The organism is Sphingobium sp. 15-1, assembly GCF_013375535.1.
Taxonomy (GTDB): domain Bacteria; phylum Pseudomonadota; class Alphaproteobacteria; order Sphingomonadales; family Sphingomonadaceae; genus Sphingobium; species Sphingobium aromaticivastans.
In genome coordinates this window covers 1096030-1113205 of record NZ_JABXJG010000001.1, presented here as the reverse complement: position 1 = coordinate 1113205, position 17176 = coordinate 1096030, and the positions used below count along the sequence as shown (strand labels likewise).

At 63.3% G+C, this 17176-nt stretch carries 17 protein-coding genes, 2 tRNA genes and 1 pseudogene; 5 read left to right on the top strand and 15 right to left on the bottom strand.

What is annotated here, in order from left to right; genetic code table 11:
* Nucleotides 1-22: 22 nt before the first annotated feature.
* From HUK72_RS05115 to HUK72_RS05100, 4 genes are all read right to left on the bottom strand, one after another.
* On the bottom strand, nt 23-1225 hold the full coding sequence (locus tag HUK72_RS05115) for an outer membrane beta-barrel protein (RefSeq protein ID WP_218035909.1): 1203 nt from the start codon (nt 1223-1225) through the stop codon (nt 23-25).
* A gap of 273 nt (nt 1226-1498) precedes the next feature.
* A complete protein-coding gene (locus HUK72_RS05110) occupies nt 1499-1717 on the bottom strand; it encodes a hypothetical protein (protein WP_218036145.1) in 219 nt (72 codons plus the stop codon).
* A gap of 310 nt (nt 1718-2027) precedes the next feature.
* Nucleotides 2028-3419 (bottom strand): sugar transferase, encoded by a 1392-nt coding sequence (locus tag HUK72_RS27590; RefSeq protein WP_304413927.1) that lies wholly within the window; start codon nt 3417-3419, stop codon nt 2028-2030.
* Nucleotides 3420-3701: 282 nt separating this feature from the next.
* A complete protein-coding gene (locus HUK72_RS05100; RefSeq protein WP_176595815.1) occupies nt 3702-3935 on the bottom strand; it encodes a hypothetical protein in 234 nt (77 codons plus the stop codon).
* 123 nt (nt 3936-4058) lie between these two features.
* On the opposite strand from HUK72_RS05100, the gene HUK72_RS05095 reads away from it, so the two are divergent.
* A complete protein-coding gene (locus tag HUK72_RS05095; protein WP_176595814.1) occupies nt 4059-4556 on the top strand; it encodes an Lrp/AsnC family transcriptional regulator in 498 nt (165 codons plus the stop codon).
* An 18-nt stretch (nt 4557-4574) separates the two neighbouring features.
* On the opposite strand, the gene HUK72_RS05090 is transcribed toward HUK72_RS05095, so the two are convergent.
* Both HUK72_RS05090 and HUK72_RS27175 read right to left on the bottom strand, forming a co-directional pair.
* Nucleotides 4575-5231 (bottom strand): site-specific DNA-methyltransferase, encoded by a 657-nt coding sequence (locus tag HUK72_RS05090; protein WP_255325623.1) that lies wholly within the window; start codon nt 5229-5231, stop codon nt 4575-4577.
* On the bottom strand, nt 5206-5562 hold the full coding sequence (locus HUK72_RS27175; protein WP_336950360.1) for a DNA methyltransferase: 357 nt from the start codon (nt 5560-5562) through the stop codon (nt 5206-5208). Before HUK72_RS27175 ends, HUK72_RS05090 begins: the two co-directional genes overlap by 26 nt.
* A 187-nt stretch (nt 5563-5749) precedes the next feature.
* On the opposite strand from HUK72_RS27175, the gene HUK72_RS27170 reads away from it, so the two are divergent.
* Together HUK72_RS27170 and HUK72_RS05080 are read left to right on the top strand one after the other, a co-directional pair.
* Nucleotides 5750-5860 (top strand): hypothetical protein, encoded by a 111-nt coding sequence (locus HUK72_RS27170; protein ID WP_336950361.1) that lies wholly within the window; start codon nt 5750-5752, stop codon nt 5858-5860.
* Nucleotides 5857-6429 carry a restriction endonuclease gene (locus tag HUK72_RS05080; protein WP_176595813.1) on the top strand — a complete coding sequence of 191 codons (573 nt, stop codon included), beginning with the start codon at nt 5857-5859 and terminating at the stop codon, nt 6427-6429. Before HUK72_RS27170 ends, HUK72_RS05080 begins: the two co-directional genes overlap by 4 nt.
* 77 nt (nt 6430-6506) lie before the next feature.
* Here the strand turns inward: HUK72_RS05080 and HUK72_RS05075 are convergent.
* The 7 genes and pseudogenes from HUK72_RS05075 to HUK72_RS05045 form a co-directional block, all read right to left on the bottom strand.
* Nucleotides 6507-6582, bottom strand: a tRNA-Lys gene (locus tag HUK72_RS05075).
* Nucleotides 6583-6620: 38 nt separating this feature from the next.
* A tRNA-Lys gene (locus HUK72_RS05070) sits at nt 6621-6696 on the bottom strand.
* Between the two features lie 124 nt (nt 6697-6820).
* Complete coding sequence (rodA, locus tag HUK72_RS05065; protein ID WP_176595812.1) at nt 6821-7933, bottom strand: rod shape-determining protein RodA; 1113 nt, start codon at nt 7931-7933, stop codon at nt 6821-6823.
* Nucleotides 7930-10013 (bottom strand): annotated as a pseudogene (gene mrdA, locus HUK72_RS05060) (penicillin-binding protein 2). The gene rodA and the pseudogene mrdA overlap by 4 nt, the downstream one beginning before the upstream one ends.
* A complete protein-coding gene (locus HUK72_RS05055; protein ID WP_176595811.1) occupies nt 10010-10537 on the bottom strand; it encodes a rod shape-determining protein MreD in 528 nt (175 codons plus the stop codon). The pseudogene mrdA and the gene HUK72_RS05055 overlap by 4 nt, the downstream one beginning before the upstream one ends.
* Nucleotides 10534-11463, bottom strand: a complete 930-nt coding sequence (mreC, locus tag HUK72_RS05050; RefSeq protein WP_176595810.1) for a rod shape-determining protein MreC — start codon at nt 11461-11463, stop codon at nt 10534-10536. Before mreC ends, HUK72_RS05055 begins: the two co-directional genes overlap by 4 nt.
* Before the next feature lie 12 nt (nt 11464-11475).
* Complete coding sequence (locus HUK72_RS05045) at nt 11476-12522, bottom strand: rod shape-determining protein (protein WP_007685698.1); 1047 nt, start codon at nt 12520-12522, stop codon at nt 11476-11478.
* 159 nt (nt 12523-12681) lie between these two features.
* On the opposite strand from HUK72_RS05045, the gene mutL reads away from it, so the two are divergent.
* Together mutL and HUK72_RS05035 are read left to right on the top strand one after the other, a co-directional pair.
* On the top strand, nt 12682-14454 hold the full coding sequence (mutL, locus tag HUK72_RS05040; protein WP_176595809.1) for a DNA mismatch repair endonuclease MutL: 1773 nt from the start codon (nt 12682-12684) through the stop codon (nt 14452-14454).
* A gap of 397 nt (nt 14455-14851) precedes the next feature.
* Complete coding sequence (locus HUK72_RS05035; RefSeq protein ID WP_176595808.1) at nt 14852-15364, top strand: hypothetical protein; 513 nt, start codon at nt 14852-14854, stop codon at nt 15362-15364.
* A 1-nt stretch (nt 15365) separates the two neighbouring features.
* Here the strand turns inward: HUK72_RS05035 and HUK72_RS05030 are convergent, their stop codons facing one another.
* Together HUK72_RS05030 and HUK72_RS05025 are read right to left on the bottom strand one after the other, a co-directional pair.
* Nucleotides 15366-15830, bottom strand: coding sequence for a MaoC family dehydratase (locus HUK72_RS05030; protein WP_176595807.1), 465 nt, complete (start codon nt 15828-15830; stop codon nt 15366-15368).
* Between the two features lie 51 nt (nt 15831-15881).
* A complete protein-coding gene (locus tag HUK72_RS05025) occupies nt 15882-17156 on the bottom strand; it encodes an ectonucleotide pyrophosphatase/phosphodiesterase (protein ID WP_176595806.1) in 1275 nt (424 codons plus the stop codon).
* Nucleotides 17157-17176 lie beyond the last annotated feature (20 nt).

The window sequence follows — 17176 nt, the reverse complement described above, 5'->3', positions numbered from 1 at the left end:
AAGCTCCCAATATGTTGAGGATCTAGAAATGCAGAGCTGCACCCAACGTCACTTGCGTGCCGCTATAATTGGATATGCTGGTGTCGGTTCTGCGGATATAATGTTGGGCATCGAGCGTAAGATCGAAACGGTCCGAAAGTTTCCTCGTCAACATGGCGCCGAATCGACGATTGCGATCGGCCGTGATCGAATAGGGACGAAGCGCCGCATCCTGCCGGAACTTGCGCCGGTCCCACTCGGCATAAAGCCCCGCCGACGTCAGTTCGGAGATCGAGAATTCGCCTTGCAGGCGATAGCTGGTGTCGATGGCGAAGCCGCTGGCGATCAGGCTGTCGTTGATGATCGCCCGCTCGGTCGTGGCGGTCAGCTTCAGGCGCGGAATGGCCTGGGTGGAAAGGCTGACTTTCCAGCCCAGCCCGTTATAGCCGCCCACCGCCGCGCTGTCGCTGTTGACGTCCAGCCAGCGGACATCCGCGTCGATCTGGGTGATCGGCGTCACGGCGCGCTGGAATCGCACGCCATAGCTGTTGATCCGGTTCTCTATCCCCAGCGTGTCGCGCTTGCTGTTCACCCGCTCATAATAAGCGGTCAGCGTGCCCAGGCTGGGCATGGCATAGCCGACGCCACCCATGAACGTGTCGCTGGTCTGGTCGGCATAGTCGAACTGATCGGCGTTGCGCGTGGTGTCGTGCTCATAGCTCGCCACCGGGAACAGTCCGGGCCGCTCGCAGGTGAAATCCGCGCCGATGGTCGAGAATTTCTGGAGATTTTCCGTCGCTGAGTTGATGTCGCCATAATCCGCCCGCTGCTGGCGATAGGCCGCGCGCGGCGTGATCAGGCAGGTGGCGCCGAAGCGGATATTTGCCTTCGCCTCCGTATCCAGCCGCAGCTTGCTGCGCTGGCCTTCGGAAATGAAGCGGTCATAGCCGATCTTGCCGCGCAGCAATATGTCGTGCCGCCCAATCGGCCGGCCATAGGTCGCCTCCAGGGAGGGCGTCACGATCAGATCGTCGGTCGGCTTCTCTACCCGGTCGTCCACGCGATAGATATTGTCGTCATACAGCAGATCGAGCCCGGCGGTCAGGTGCAGGCCATATTGCCTGAGCCGCTTTTCCTCTTCGGGATTCTGGACGCGTTTCTGTACAGTCGTTCCATCGTCATCCTGTGCGAGAAGAACGGTAGGAACGGACGCGACAATTGACGCACCACTTAACGCAGCGACCATCCAGGCGCGCGTCCATTGGGATTCATTTTTGCAAGGCGCAGAAAAGACGCGCCGCAAATGCGGTTTATTGCATATTATCAATATTCGACCCTTATTGCATTGCAGCAATCCGGGCATGCTAGAGGGATTTCACCGTAACGCCACCGCCTGAGAAGCAGCTTATCGTGGCAAAACAACGGCTCAGTTCATCGCAAAAGAGGGCGCGTCGGGACCATCCCGCCGCGCCCTGAAGCTGTTAATCTGGGAGAAAGCTTGAGGCTTGAGCGATTCCGCTCAGACGACCAGCCAGACGATCGCCGCCACCGTGCCGGCAAAGGCGATGATCCCGGCCCAGCGCGACAAGAGCCGCACGCCCTGTTCCGCCCGATCGGCAAAAATGGCGCTATCGACGCGCACCGGAATATCCCGGCGAACCTCTGCCGTTTCGATCAGAGAAGGTGCCACTGCAACCGCTGCAAAATCTTCCGTCACGTCGATATTCCCGCCGCCCATTTGGTGATGACGGTCATATCCGATTTTGCGGTTAACAAATAGTTGGGAAGGTGGGGGCGCTGACATCGATTCGTCGCATATGACAGGCACTTAGCGCCGGACTCTTAATCCAGGATAAGATTTTCTGCGACGAAATGTTCGAGGCAACAATTCGCCGCAATTTTCAATTTTCCCGCGGAACCTTTTTCTCCCTCGCGCGTCTTGGCCGCTTCCCCGAGTCGCTTCCTTCGAAATCCTCCCTGCGCGAAGCGTGGGGAGGGGGGCCGCCGCAGGCGGTGGAGGGGAAATGCGCGACCTCCCGCCCGACGCCTCAATAAGCGTTCTTATGCACCAGCACATTCAGCGTCCCGAACAGGATCGCAATATCGCGCATCAGGCTCCAGCCGTGCAGATATTCCAGATCCGCCTCGACGCGGTTCAATATGTCGCGCCGCGTCTCTGTCGCGCCGCGGAACCCGCGGATCTGCGCCAGGCCGGTAATCCCCGGCTTCAGCGCATGGCGATGCCAATATTGGCGGTCCACCTGCCAGAAGAGCTGCTCCTCCGCCGTCGAGCCCAGCGCATGGGGACGCGGCCCCACCAGGCTCATCTCGCCCAGCAGCACGTTGATGAGCTGCGGCAGTTCATCGATGCTGGTCTTGCGGATGAAGGCGCCGACCCGGGTGATCCGGTTATCGTCCCGCTGCGTCGAGGTGGCGCCGGCGCTGTCGCACTGCTCCACCTTCATGCTGCGGAATTTCAGGATATGGAACAGCATGTTGCCGCGTCCGATCCGTTCCTGCCTGAAGAAGATCGGCCCCGGCGAGTCCAGCTTGATCAGGATCGCCACGACCGCCATCAGCGGCGCGAGCGCGATCAGCACCGGCACGGTCAAAACAATGTCCAGCAACCGCTTCTTCGCCCGATTGGCAAGGTTGAGCGGCCCACGCGACACCACCAGGGTCGGCGTCCCGCGGTAGGCCTGCACGGCCAGCGGCGCCATCGGGTCCAGTTCCGGCACGATGATCTCGCCCAATATATTGCCGCCCTTCAGCATCTGCGCCCAGTCGGCCTTGCGATCGGCGGGGCAGGAGATCACGGCGCGATCGTAATCGCGCAGCAGCGTCCCCAGCCGGTGCAGCATGTAGGGATCGTCGAGGTCGGCCCGAAGCCCGATCGCGCCCGCATCCACGATCACCATGCCGCTGACGTCGTCAGGAATGATGCCGTCGTCGATGATCAGCAATTGCGCGAACAGTCCATCGGCAAAGTTCCGGCGAACCGTCTGCACGATCATCAGCCGTTGCAGCACGAGCAAAGTCCCGCTGCACAGGATTCCGGCCGAAATCCCCAGGCGTGACAATTGTCCCGTCGCCTTCAGCGAGAATACGACAAGCAGGAAGATCAGCAATGTCCCTGCAAAGGCCATGGTCGCGCTGCGGCAAGACTGGGTCATGCGCGTCAGGCAATGGGGATTATAGGCCTGATTATGAAAAGCCAGGACCGCATAAACGATCATGCCGCCCGCCAGCGGCTGCCATTGTCCATCCGTCAGCCATGGCAGGCCGGCGGCGCGCAACCCTAAAGCAAAGCCCGTGGCGAGCGCCACCATGTCTGCGACCAGCAGCAGCAGACATAGCCATAGCCGTGCATTCCGCTGCCCAGCGGCAGTAGCGGGCTGGCGACTGGGGACACCTTCGATCGCCAGATCAATTTTCGACATCTGCAACCCTTTTTATGTCTTGACGTCAAACTGAGCACCGCCAGGCGGCAATGCGTTAACCATCAGACATCCGCAGCTTTTTGATTTATGTTGCGCAGCAGCAGGGCATAAATGGCGGGAGCTTACAATCGCGCTTGGGGTGCGCGGACCCGCTTTTCCGATGATCCGTTCGTCTCAAAGGACGCTCTGCCCCATAATCGCGACGACTTGAAATGCGCCGCCATTCCATTTGATGGCTCTGTCAGCCTGTCGGGCGCCTTCCGCTCCGAATCATGAGCAGGATCAGTGAATTATCCACCAGCCCAGCAAAACTAGTGTGGCGATCAACGCAAAAGGCCCTGCCCAACGCGACAGAAGCTGGATCGCAGCCTCCATGTCCTCCTGCGGAAACCGCCGCCAGGACCGACCGCTTTCCTTTTCCGCCGCATCGTGAAGCACCGGGTCGTGTTGCGGCGTGGCGGACGCCGCCTTCGCGCCGTTGCCCTTGTCTTGCGGTTGAGGAGAAAGGTCGATCATATAGGCAGCCCAATCCTCAAGATGCGACCTGCCGACAGAATAGCTCGACTGGCCGGAAAGGAAAAGCGGATTTGGGGTATAAAAGCATCCACGCTGGATCATTCGAATCGACGCTTGGATGAAATGGAGACGGCGACTATCCTGCCGATCATGAAACAGGATCGACAGATGGACGCCATAGACCGGAAGATCGTCGCGGCCTTGCAGGAAGACGCCACCCTCAGCCATGCCGATCTGGCCGAACGGGTGGGGGCGTCCAGCGCCTCCTGCTGGCGCCGGATCAAGGCGCTGGAGACCGCGGGCATCCTTGCCGGCACGGTTCGGCTGGTCGATCCGGAGAAGGTCGGGCGCGGCGTCAACGTCCTTTGCAACATCCGCATGCGCAGCCACGCCCAGGAATCGCGCCGCGCCTTCGAACAATTTGTCGATGGCCGGCCGGAAATCGTCGAATGCTTTTCGATGTCGGGGGAATGGGACTATCTGCTGCGCGTCGTGGTGGCTGATGTCGCGGATTATAACCGCTTCCTGATGATGACCCTGCTCGGACACCCATCGGTCGCGGGCGCCGCCTCCCACTTCGCGCTATCCATGACGAAATTCACCACCGCCCTGCCGGTATAGGCATGTCCGCGCCCGGCTCTACTCCGCCGCCGCCGCGAGAATCCCGAACTGACCGCGCAGGTCAACCTCCTCGCCGCCACAGATGGCGGTATGGATCGACTTCAATTCTTCATTGCTCGCCGCAGAATCGAGAAAGCGAAACGCCGATGCGGCGAGATACTCCCGGCTGACTTCATGAGCCTGCCAGCGACGCCCGAGTGACTCGGCCACCTGCCCGGTGGTATTGGAGCCGGCGAAAATATCGACCACCAGATCGCCCGGCTCGGTCAGCATCTTGATGAAGAATTCCGGAAGCTTGGCAGGGAAGCGGGCGGGATGGCCTTTGGCACCTACAGTCTTGCAACCCCGAAGGTATCCGCCGTTGCTGTCGGTGTTCGGTATCTGCAACAGATTGGAAGGGATGGCCCCGCCATTATCCTTGCCAAAGCCCATGCTGATGTCATGCCCGCTCGGACGATCCTTCGCCTTGTAGAAGGCTTCCGGGTCCGCCAGCAATTTCTTCATGCGGTTGCTATAGGGCGCCAGAACCTTGGTGACATCCGCTTTGGGCCATTCGGTCTTGCTGAACCACCAGACCGTGTTGACGGCATCCTTGACCCTGATCTTGCGCTTGTTCACCCACTCGATCGGGCTGGGCAGCTTTGCGGGATTATACCAGTAGAAATCCTCGGGCAAGATAGAAGCCCAGATCGTCGCAGAAGCGGATCGGGATGCGAAAATTGTATAGGCTGCGGGTCGGGACGCCCTTCTGATAGGCGCCGCCGAGATCGAGGACGAAGCTCCCGTCGGGTGTCAGCTTGCGATGCACCAGCGCCGCGAACTGCACGAGCCAATCGATATAGTCATGCTGATCCGCATTCCCATATTCCTTCTTCCTGAGCAGGGCGAAGGGCGGGCTCGTCATCACCAGATTGACGCTGTCGTCGTCCAGTCGTTCCAGCAGATCGAGTGAATCGCCGCACCATGCTTCTCCGTGAACAGTCCGATAGGCAAGCGATGGCGGCACAGGTGATCCTTCAATATGCTACGTATATGCTGTAGACGTAAATGCATCATTTCCCGTCCATCGCAAGCATGGACAGTGACGATTCGCTTCTACGCGCTACCCTAGCAGACAATCTACGGAGGCTGCGAAAGGACAAGGCCTTAGCCAGGAAGCGCTGGCGGATAGGGCGGGTCTCCACAGGACGTTCGTGGGTGCGGTCGAGCGGTGCGAACGCAATATTTCGCTCGACAATATCGGGAAGCTGGCTACCGCCCTCGCGGTTCCGGCCGCGCTTTTGCTCGCCGGGGGCGAGGAATGAAGGAACATCCCGACAAGGCCCGGATGGATGCGTTGATGCCCGCGATCCGGGAATATCAGGCGCTGGCGAATCAGCATGGCATCAATGACATATTCCAGGACAATGGCGGAAAGCTGTTGCAGGTCATCCTCACTTTGGGATTGACCGTTCTGCCTGGCCGGGAGGGCAATGATGCGGTGGACGAACAGGGTCTGGAATATGAACTGAAGTCAGTGGATCTCGACCTGACCAGGAATTTTTCGACGCATCATCATCTCAACCCCGTCATCCTTGCCAAATATCGTCAGGTCGACTGGGTATTCGCAATGTATCGCGGCATCGAACTGGTCTGCGTCCACCTCCTGAAGCCCTGGCAGCTTGAGCCTTGGTTCGCCAAGCAGGAGGCGAAGAGGCACGCGGACGGCGGCAAGGACATCAACAATCCCAAGATTCCGGTGGGCTATGTGCTGGAGCATGGCGAACTGCTTGCGGGCTGCGATCCGGAGGTGAAATTTCGTCCCAGCGGCATGGTCCCGGTACGGCCCCAACTCGACCCGTTCAAGGCCGACGACGAAAAGGCAGTGGGTTAGGCAAACGGGGCTCAAGATGACGCGGCGTAACCGACCAACCCGTCATGCAGGGCAAGTTCTCGCTTTATCGGAATATATGGTGGACGCACTAGGGCTCGAACCTAGGACCCGCTGATTAAGAGTCAGCTGCTCTACCAACTGAGCTATGCGTCCACGCCCGCTTTCGGCCTATGCCTTGGTCTGCGGAAATGTGGTGGACGCACTAGGGCTCGAACCTAGGACCCGCTGATTAAGAGTCAGCTGCTCTACCAACTGAGCTATGCGTCCACACCCGCTTTCGGCTAGTCCCGGATGGGCCGTCGCCTTGGCGTGGGCGGGCTGGTAGCAGTCGTGTCGGACTTTGCAAACAGGAAATCGCTCCCCTGCGCAAATTTTTGCGAACAGGCCCGTTTCAGCCCCAACTTCCCGGCCGCCGGCGCCGCCGCCCCGACCGTTCGATCGCCATGATGATGCCGACGCAGAGCATGACCGTCAGCATCGACGATCCGCCATAGGACATGAAGGGCAGGGGAATGCCCACCACCGGCGCCAGGCCCATGACCATCATCAGATTGATGGCGACATAGAAGAAGATCGTCGTCGTCAGCCCCGCCGCCACCAGCCGCGCATATTTGTCCTGCGTTCGCATCGACACGCCGATCCCCCAGCGGAACAGCAGCATGAAGGCGCCGATCAGCAGCACGCCGCCCATCAGCCCCCATTCCTCCGCCATGGTGGCGAAGACGAAGTCGGTATGCCCCTCCGGCAGATAATCGAGATGGCTCTGCGTGCCCTGCAGGAAGCCTTTGCCGAATATCCCTCCCGATCCGATGGCGATCTTCGACTGGCTGATATGATAGCCCGCGCCCAGCGGATCGCTTTCGGGGTCCATGAAGATCAGCACGCGGTTCTTCTGATAATCATGCAGGAAGCTGAAGGCGATGGGGACGATGGCGGCGAAGGCCAGCCCCGATCCGACGAACAGCCGCAGCGGCAATCCCGCCAGGAACATCACCGTCACCCCGCCCGCCGCGATCATCGTCGCGGTGCCGAGGTCGGGCTGCACCAGCACCAGCATGAAGGGCACGCCGATCAGCACCAGCGCTGGCCAAATGGCGTTCCAGCGCCTTATCTCTCCCACCGGCAGCAGGGCATAGAAACGCGCGACCGCCAGCACGATGACGGGTTTCATGAATTCGGAAGGCTGCAATTGCATGAAGCCCAGGTTGATCCATCGCTGGCTTCCCCCGGCGACGCCGCCGATCAGCTCGACCAGAAACAGGGAACCCAGCACGATGCCATAAGCGGGAAAGGCGAAGCGGGCGAAGGTCTGCAGCGGAATGCGGCTCAGCACCAGCGCCATGCCGGCAAAGACGACGAAGCGCACCCCCTGGTTGATCGCCCAGGGGGTGATGCTGCCCCCTGCGGCGCTGTACAACACCAGCGTTCCGAACCCTGCAATGGCGAGCAATATGCCCAGCACACGCCAGGGAAATTCGGTCAAGGGTTCTGGAACGATGCTCATCGCGCCGTGTCCGCAGGCGGGGGCGCATCGTCGGCATCAGCGGGGGCTGTCGCAGGAGCGGGGGATTGCGGCGTGGCCCCAGCCGCCGCAGCGTTGCTTCCTTCCGCCGCATTCATCGCATTGGCCGCGGCGGGCGGCGGAACCTCCCCCTTTTCGATCGCCTTGGCCAGCCGGTAGGCTGCCATCTGCCGCGCCATTCGCTCGGCGGGGGGGCCGCCCCAATCCTTTTCGATCGTCTCCAGCTTCTCCATCGCCTTCGCCTGATCGAACAAATAGGTCATGGTGTCGGCCGCGATCATCGGCGCGTCCTCGATCCGGTTGACGTGCCCGCCATGCTCGATGATGCAGGCAATGGCGTAGCGCGGATTGTCGAACGGCGCGAAGCCCTGGAACAGCGCATGGTCGCGCAGCTTGAAGGGCAGGGAGGCGTTGCTGCGCACGCCGCCACCGCGCTCCGCCATGGTGATCCGTCGGACCTGCGCCGTCCCGGTCTTGCCCGCCATCATCACGCCGGGCAGGGGAATGCGCGCCGCGCCGCCGGTGCCGCCGCCATTCACCACCGCGCTCATCGCGTCGCGGATGGTCACCAAATGCTCCTCATTCACCCCGACCGGCGCGGGAGCGGGCCGCTGCGCGCCGAAGATGAAGTTCGGCATCAATTGCCTGCCCGTCGCCAGCCGCGACGCCATCACCGCCATCTGCAGCGGGTTGATCAGCATATAGCCCTGACCGATAGTCGCGTTGACCGTGTCGTAGACCTGCCATTTCTGGTTGTATTTCTTCAGCTTCCACGCCGGGTCCGGTACCGTGCCGAAGCTCTGGCTGGGGAAGGGCAGGGCGAATTTCTGCCCCATGCCCACGCGCCGGGCCATGCTGGCGATCCGGTCCATGCCGATCCGCTGCGCCATGGTGTAGAAATAAATGTCGCAGCTCTGCGCGATCGCGCCGCGCATGTTGAGCGAACCATGACCGCGCCGCTTGTGGCAGTGGAACAGCGTGTTGCCGACCCGGATCGCGCCGGCGCAATTCACCGTGTCCATGGGCGAAATCCCCGCTTCCAGCAGCGCCAGCGCCACCATCGGCTTCACCGTCGATCCCGGCGGGTAGAGGCCCTGCAACGTCTTGTTGCGCAGCGGGACATGGTCGTCCTTCGACAGCATGTCCCATTCCAGATGGCTGATGCCGTCGGAAAAGCTGTTGGGATCGAAACTGGGCATCGACGCCATGGCCAGCACGTCGCCATTATGGCAGTCGATCACCACCACCGACCCGCTCTGCGTCGCCAGCCGCCGTCCGGCATATTCCTGCAGGCCTGCATCGATGGTGAGCTTGATCGGATTGCCGGGCGTATCGGGCCGCGTGGTCAGTTCCCGCACGATCTTGCCCCGCGCCGTCACCTCCACCCGCTTGGCGCCGGGCTTGCCGGTGAGTTCCTTGTCGAAGGATCGCTCCAGCCCGTCCTTGCCGACCTTGAAGCCCGGCGTGATCAGCAGCGGGTTCTTGCGCTCCTCAAATTCCTTGGCCGACGCCGCGCCGACATAGCCCAGCAGATGCCCGACGGTGGCGCCCGCCGGATAGTTGCGCGAAAAGCCCTGGCTGGGCGACACCCCCGGCAGATCGGGCAGGCGCACGCTGACGGCGGCGAACTGGTCGTAGGTCAGCTTCTCCGCCACCTGCACCGGCCGGAAACCTGCCGACTTGTCCAGCTCCTCCTTGATCCGCTCCACCTCGTCATCGCTCAGCGCCAGCAGATGGGCCAGGCTGCGGATGGTATTTTCCGCATCGGTCGCGCGCTCCGGGATCAGGTCGACGCGGAAATCGGTCCGGTTGTTCGCCAGCGGCCGCCCGTTGCGGTCAATGATCCACCCTCGCCGCGGCGGGATCAGCGTCAGGTTGACCCGGTTGCTTTCCGACAGCAGATTATATTTCTCATTCTCCGCCACGCTGATCCAACCCATACGGGCGACCAGCATCGCGCCGATCGTGCCCTGCAATCCCCCACGACCATCGCCCGGCGCGTGAAGGTGAAGGACAGGGATGCTTCGGTGACGGTCTTTTTCTTGAGCAGGGGCAGCTTCATGCCATCACGCGCCAGCGGTCGATCCGGGCGCATTGCCGGACGACAAAGGGAAAGAGCAGGACCGTCCAGAGCATTTGCGGCGCGACCAGCAAGAGTTTGATACTTCCTCCGCCGGTGATCCGCGCGAAGAAGACGCCGCCGGCGATGCAGAAGATAATCGCGGCCGCCGCGATTAACCAGTCCTGCCGATAGCTGCGCCAGACCATGCGATGTTCGATCGCGTCGATGCCGATCAGGGTGATCGTCCACAGGCACATGGCCGACCCGATGGGCTGGCCGCTCGCAATGTCATCGAACAGGCCGAGCGGCACGCCGATCCAGGTGCGCCACAAATCCGGCCGCAGCAACCGCCAGGACAGCAGCAGCAGCAGGCCGAAGGGCGGCATGACGGGCGACTGCGCGATCACCGGCAGCGCTGTCACCAGCGATCCCAGCATCACCGTGATCACCGGCGTCCCGGCCAGCCGGAAATGGGACGGATGCCGGCCAAGACGCGGAACATGCTGCAGATGCGGATCGATCATGGCGGACCCGGGGCCATGGTTGCGTTGGCCGCAGCTTCCGGCTCCACTGGCGCGACCTGCCCATTGCCCTCTGGACGCGTGACGGCCTCCTCGAAGGAGCGCTCCACCACCACCGCGTCGACCTTCGATGGGTTGGCGAGCGGCACGCCATAGGCGATCTCGCCCTCGATCCGCACGATCACGGCGACCGGGATATTGGGCTGATAGACCCCGCCAATGCCCGACGTCACCAGCAGGTCGCCGGGCCTGAAGGGATTGCGCCCCGCCGCCAGCGCCCTGATCTCCAGCGTCCCGTCGCCAAGCCCGGTGGATATAGCGGGCACGCTGTCATTCGCCCGCCGCACCGGCACGATATTGCTGGTGTCGGTGAGCAGCAGCACCTCGGCGGTGTTGGGCGTGGTGATATGGATGCGCCCGATCAGTCCCTCAGGCGCACGCACCGGCATGCCCGGCCGCACACCCTGCCAGCGCCCGGCGTTCAGCCGCGCGAACCGTCGGGTGCTGGAGGAAGAAGAAGCGATCAGCCGCGCCGTCAGCACTTCGCTGCCGTCATCCTCGACCAGCTTCAGCAGCTTCTTGAGACGCAGATTCTCCTGCGCCACGGCCTTCGCCTCGATGATCCGGTTGCGGTCGGCCTCCACCTGCCGGCGCAGCGCGACATTTTGCGATCCCGCCTGCCAATAGCTGGCCAGCACCTCATCGATGGAGGCGACGCCGCTCACCATATTCTTGAGTGTGACGGACCCCGGACGCGTCACCTCCGCCGTCGCAATGCGGATTGCGGCGAAGCCGGTCGGATCGAAAATGGCGACGACGACCAGAAGCAGGCCGACGGCGGCGCCGGTCATCGCCACGACATAAGAGGCGAAGAGGCTATATTGCGCCTTCCGGTTGTGCCCGGGGCGTCGGCTGGGTGGCCGCGCCATCCACTCGCTCCCTTAAGCGGTTTGGAGGACGCCCCGGAAGATCGGATCTTCCATCGCGCGGCCAGTGCCGATCGCGACGCAGGTCAGCGGATCTTCAGCGATGGTGACGGGCAGGCCGGTCTCGTCGCGCAGCTCGTCGTCCAATCCCTTGAGCAGCGCGCCGCCGCCCGTGAGCACGATGCCCTGATCGACGATGTCCGCCGCCAGTTCCGGCGCGGTGTTCTCCAGCGCGATGCGCACGCCCTCGACGATGGTGCTGATCGGTTCGGCCAGCGCGTCGGCAATCTGGCCCTGATTGATGGAGATTTCCTTGGGAACTCCGTTTACCAGGTCGCGGCCCTTGATGTGGATCGTCTCGCCCACGCCATCCTCCGGCGGCTGGGCGACGCCGAACTGCTTCTTGATCCGCTCGGCGGTCGCTTCACCGATGAGCAGATTGTGATGGCGGCGCACGAAGGAGACGATGGCCTCGTCCATCTTGTCGCCGCCGACGCGCACGGAGGTGGTATAGGCCAGGCCCCGCAGCGAGAGTACCGCGACTTCGGTCGTGCCGCCGCCAATGTCGACCACCATGGAGCCGATCGGCTCGGTCACCGGCATGTCGGCGCCGATCGCGGCGGCCATGGGTTCTTCGATCAGGAAGACCTGGCTCGCACCGGCATTGCTCGCGGCGTCGCGAATCGCGCGGCGCTCCACGCTGGTGGAACCCGACGGCACGCAGATCACGATCTCCGGGAAGCGCCAGGGGCGCGACTTGCCGCCATGCACCTTGGTGATGAAATGCTTGATCATCTGCTCCGCGACATCGATGTCCGCGATCACGCCGTCTCGCAGCGGCCGGATGGCTTCGATCGAATCGGGGGTCTTGCCCATCATCAGCTTGGCGTCGTCACCGACCGCCTTCACCCGCTTCACGCCGTTCAGCGTCTCGACCGCCACCACCGACGGTTCGTTGAGCACGATGCCGCGCCCGCGCACATAGACCACGGTGTTCGCCGTGCCGAGGTCGATGGCCATGTCCTGAGAGGAGAGTTTGAAGAGACGCGAGAAGATCGACATGCCTGTTCCTGTTCAGCCCACCCCCCGGCGAAGCGAACCGGGACAGTCGGAAAGTTCGCCCCGCAATTCACCTGCCCCCCAGATAACCAGATAACGGTCACCAATTTTTTATGGGCATGCGTCTCGCGGAAAGCGCTCGCTTGGGCTAGTCACTAATCAATGTCAATACGCCGTCTGCCCGAACATCTGGTCAATCGCATCGCCGCGGGCGAAGTGGTCGAAAGACCCGCCAGCGCGCTCAAGGAAATCGTTGAAAATGCAGTGGATGCGGGATCGCGCCGGATTGCCATCCGCATTTCGAACGGCGGGCTCGACCGGATCGAAGTGAGCGACGACGGCTGCGGCATGGACTCAGGGGAGATCGCGCTGGCGCTGGAACGCCACGCCACTTCGAAACTGCCCGACGACGCCATCGAAAATGTCGCCACCCTGGGTTTCCGGGGGGAAGCCTTGCCCTCCATCGCCAGCGTCGCGCGCCTCTCCATCGACAGCCGGCCACAGGGGCAGGACGGGTGGAATCGCACGGTCGACAATGGGGTGGTGGTGAGTGAAGGCCCTGCCGCCCTCCCGCCCGGCACGCGGGTCACGGTCGAGCAATTGTTTGGCAGGGTTCCCGCCCGCCGCAAATTCCTGCGCTCGGCCAAGGCGGAATATGCCGCCTGCCTTGACGTCATCCGCCGCCTGGCCATGGCGCATCCCGCCATCGCCTTCAGCATGGAGCATGACGGTCGCCGGGTGATGGGGGTGCAGGCCGATGAAGCGCGGGAGGATCGCGTCGCCGCGCTCACCGACCGGGCGCTGGCGGACAATCATGTGATCGTCGCGCTGGAGCGGGAAGGGGTACGCCTGTCGGGCGTGGCCTCGCTCCCCACCTATAATCGCGGCGTGGGCGATCATCAGTTCCTGTTCGTGAACGGCCGCCCGGTGCGCGACCGGCTGCTCGTCGGCGCAGTGCGCGGCGCCTATGCCGACATGCTGGCGCGGGACCGGCATCCGGTCGTGGCGCTGTTCCTCGACGTTCCGCCGCTGGAGGTCGACGTCAACGTCCACCCCGCCAAGACCGAAGTCCGCTTCCGCGATCCGGCGCTGATCCGGGGCATGATCGTCTCCGGCCTGCGCCGTGCCCTCGATGCAGAGGGTTTCCGCGCCGTCCAGCATGCCGATCCCGCCGGGCTCTCTGCATGGAAGGCCGAACCCATTTCCCCCACGCCGATCGGCGCGATGCCGATCTTCGAAGCCGCGGGCGCACCCGTTCCGAGCTACTCGGTGGCCGAACGCCGCCCGACTTTCCTCACGCCCCCGCCGCAGGCCCGCGCCGAACCCGCCGCCGCGCCAGCGCTGGAAGGAACCAGCTTCCCCCTGGGCGTCGCTAGGGGCCAGGTCGCCCGCACCTATATCGTCGCGGAAGCGGAGGACGGTCTCGTCATCGTCGACCAGCACGCTGCCCATGAGCGCCTGACGCTGGAACGCATGCGCCGGGCCATGGAGGGGCAGGGCGTCGCCGCCCAGACGCTGCTCCTGCCCGAAGTGGTCGAACTGGACGAGCCCGCCTGCGACCGCCTTGAAGCGCGCATTGCGGAACTCAAGGATTTCGGCCTGGAACTGGAGCGCTTCGGTCCTGCCGCCATGCTCGTCCGCGCGACCCCGGCCATGCTGGGGCAGGGCGACGTACAGGGGCTGGTGTCCGACCTGGCCGACGACCTGGCCGCCTATGACAGCGCCCTGTCCCTGAAGGAGCGCCTGGATCTGGTCGCCGCCACCATGGCCTGCCACGGTTCCGTCCGCGCAGGCCGGATATTGAGCGTCGCGGAAATGAACGCGCTGCTCCGCGAGATGGAGATCACCCCCCGCAGTGGCCAATGCAATCACGGCCGCCCGACCTGGGTGAAGCTTGGTCATGGCGATATTGAGAAGCTTTTTGGCAGGAAATAGGATGGGTTCTTGCCGGATATTGTTCGGAAGGCGGAGGATCGTGGCTAAGAGTGACTGAGTTCGGCCAGCGCCGCCATTACGCATACCGTGCTCCTGCGCAGGCAGGAGCCCAGTTCAGGCGTTAGGATGACATATTGAGGGCAGGACTGGGCTCCTGCCTACGCAGGAGCACGGTGTACTTAAAGGAAAGCAGCGCAAGCAGACGGTCCGTCTTCCACTCAAATCGGACTTGGCGGTGATGCCGTGTTGTACGCAGGCCTCGGCCCAGTTGCACCATGGCGGCATCGAAAGCCGTTCAGCCGGGAATGATGTCCAATCCTCGACTGAAATGACATGGCTTGCCTCCACCCGCCATATGCGCAAACCTAACCCCAGACCCATTCAAAGGCACCCACGAATGAAGCGGCTTTTCTTCCTCTTCGCGCTCGCCCCACTGAGCGCCCAGGCTGCGCCCGACCCCTGCGCCAGTCCGCCGCCGCTGGCCGAACCCTGGACGAGCTGGCCCCAAAGCGGCGCCGCTACCGCCGGAGCCACGGCCTCCACTGCGCCCCGCCTTATCCTCGGCAAGCCGCTGACGGCGACGCTCCGTCCCGGCCCGCAGGTCCAGTTCGCGGTCCCGCCCGGAAAGACCCTCCCCAAAAGCTATGCCGGCCTTTTCACGCTCGCCGTCAAGGACCAAGCCCGCGTCGGCATAGCCCTGTCCGATGCCGCCTGGATCGACGCCGCCACCGGCGCGACCGCGCTCCCATCGGTGGATCATGGCCACGGCCCGGACTGTTCCGGCATCCGCAAGATCGTCTGGTTCGACCTGCCGCCCGGCCTTCATACGATCCAGATCGCCAGCGCGCCGAAACCCACCATCCGGATCATGGCCGCCGACGCCCGCGCCAACCAGCCGCAGCCGCGCTGAATCAGGCCGGCCGCGTCCGGAACATCGCGATCGGCTTCATAGACAGCACCGGCTCGTCGCGCTGGTTGAACAGCGTGATATGCGTTTTGACGATCCCCATTTCCGGACGGCTTCGGGAGGCCTTCGTCTCGATCACTTCCGACGTCCCGCGTAGCGTGTCCCCTGGCCGCACCGGCTGCAGCCAGCGGAGCTCGTCGACGCCCAAAGCCCCCAGGCTCGCTGCCTGCATGCCCGGATTGCGTTGCCATTGCGCCACCATCATCTTCATCGACAGCGCCGTCGTATGCCAGCCGCTGGAGGCAAGGCTGCCGAAATGAGTCTCAGCCGCCGCCTCGTCCGACAGGTGGAAGGGCTGCGGATCGAATTGTTGGGCGAAGGCGACGATCTCCTCCCGGCTGATGGTCAGCGGACCGAACTCGTTCCTGTCGCCCACCATCACATCTTCGAAATAGACGATCTCGCTCATACCCGTTTCCTTCTGCAACGAGCGGAGAAGTAGTTTCCGTTAACGAAAACGTCAACGTCTGAGAATGCCCGCCAGAACCGCCGGATCGCCGTCCCCCGGCAAGGGCGCGATCCCCAGCAGCCGCGCCAGCAACGGGTAGACATCGACATTGGCAAAGTCCGCCGAGGGCTGAAACCGCACGTTGAACGACGGCCCATTTGCGATGAACAGCGCCTGCATCTCCGGCGCCCGGTCGTCCCAGCCATGATCGCCGCCGGTAAAGGGCTTGGCGGGCGCGGTCGGCTGAATGACCCAGCCAGTCTCCCCCAGGCAGAAATAGGGCGGGATGCGCCGGTGCGTCCCATAATGGAAGCGCGCTGGAATATCGCTCTTGCGCCAGCATTGCATATGCGGCTGCGGCTTCAGCAGGGCCGCCTCCAGCGCCGCCTCATGCCCCGGCTGGGCCGCCAGGCTGGCATAAGGGCCGCTCTCCACGATCCGATAGTCCGCCGGGTTCGCGACCTTGTCCATCGCCACCACCCGCTCGCTGGATTTCTGCGCCATGCCATGGTCGGACAGGATGATGAGGTTGGCCGGCTGCCCCAGCGCCTTCAGCCCATCGACCAGCATGCCGACCTGCCCGTCGACCTCCTGCACGGCGCTGGCTGTTTCCGCCGCGTCCGGCCCGTTGGCGTGCCCGGCCGTGTCCACCGCATCGAAATAAAGCGTCAGGAAGCGCGGCCGTATCGCAGCGGGCCGGCGCAGCAGATCCAGCACGCTATTCACCCGCTGAACCCCGGAAATCTCCTGGTTGAACTGTGCCCAGTCGCTGGGCCGCGTGCCGCCGGTCCGCTGATAGGGCCAGGACGAAGCCTTGCTTGCCCCCCAGGCGACATTGGAGCCGGGCCAGAACAAAGTCCCCGTCCGCACGCCCGCCTTTTCCGCCGTCACCCAGATCGGCTCGGCTTCCTTCCACCAATAGGGATCGTCGCTGGCCATGGTGAATGTTTCGTCCGGCCGCGACGCATCTTCCATCTTGTTGGCGACGATGCCGCTATGGTCCGGGCGCTCGCCGGTCACGATCGCCCAGTGATTGGGAAAGGTCTTGGTCGGAAAGGAGGGCCGCATCGGCGCCTCCACTCCATCAGCCGCCAGCGCAGAGAGATGCGGCGTCACCCCGCGTTTCAGATAGTCCGGCCGAAAGCCGTCTATGGACACCAGGATCGTGACGGGCTGCCTCTCTTCGACAGAAGCAGCAGTGGAAACCGGCCGCTGCCCGACCGGCGCGCAAGCACCGAGCGTGGCGAGCAGGAACAGGCAGACGAAGGGAAAGCGACGGAGAAGCATGGCGCATTTCTTAGCAGCCC

Excerpts from the sequence above, each read along its gene's own strand:
- HUK72_RS05115 (WP_218035909.1), bottom strand. The coding sequence starts at position 1,225 with ATGGTCGCTGCGTTAAGTGGTGCGTCAATTGTCGCGTCCGTTCCTACC.
- HUK72_RS05110 (WP_218036145.1), bottom strand. The coding sequence starts at position 1,717 with ATGGGCGGCGGGAATATCGACGTGACGGAAGATTTTGCAGCGGTTGCA.
- HUK72_RS27590 (WP_304413927.1), bottom strand. The coding sequence starts at position 3,419 with ATGTCGAAAATTGATCTGGCGATCGAAGGTGTCCCCAGTCGCCAGCCC.
- HUK72_RS05100 (WP_176595815.1), bottom strand. The coding sequence starts at position 3,935 with ATGATCGACCTTTCTCCTCAACCGCAAGACAAGGGCAACGGCGCGAAG.
- HUK72_RS05095 (WP_176595814.1), top strand. The coding sequence starts at position 4,059 with ATGGAGACGGCGACTATCCTGCCGATCATGAAACAGGATCGACAGATG.
- HUK72_RS05080 (WP_176595813.1), top strand. The coding sequence starts at position 5,857 with ATGAAGGAACATCCCGACAAGGCCCGGATGGATGCGTTGATGCCCGCG.
- rodA (WP_176595812.1), bottom strand. The coding sequence starts at position 7,933 with ATGAGCATCGTTCCAGAACCCTTGACCGAATTTCCCTGGCGTGTGCTG.
- HUK72_RS05055 (WP_176595811.1), bottom strand. The coding sequence starts at position 10,537 with ATGATCGATCCGCATCTGCAGCATGTTCCGCGTCTTGGCCGGCATCCG.
- mreC (WP_176595810.1), bottom strand. The coding sequence starts at position 11,463 with ATGGCGCGGCCACCCAGCCGACGCCCCGGGCACAACCGGAAGGCGCAA.
- HUK72_RS05045 (WP_007685698.1), bottom strand. The coding sequence starts at position 12,522 with ATGTCGATCTTCTCGCGTCTCTTCAAACTCTCCTCTCAGGACATGGCC.
- mutL (WP_176595809.1), top strand. The coding sequence starts at position 12,682 with ATGTCAATACGCCGTCTGCCCGAACATCTGGTCAATCGCATCGCCGCG.
- HUK72_RS05035 (WP_176595808.1), top strand. The coding sequence starts at position 14,852 with ATGAAGCGGCTTTTCTTCCTCTTCGCGCTCGCCCCACTGAGCGCCCAG.
- HUK72_RS05030 (WP_176595807.1), bottom strand. The coding sequence starts at position 15,830 with ATGAGCGAGATCGTCTATTTCGAAGATGTGATGGTGGGCGACAGGAAC.
- HUK72_RS05025 (WP_176595806.1), bottom strand. The coding sequence starts at position 17,156 with ATGCTTCTCCGTCGCTTTCCCTTCGTCTGCCTGTTCCTGCTCGCCACG.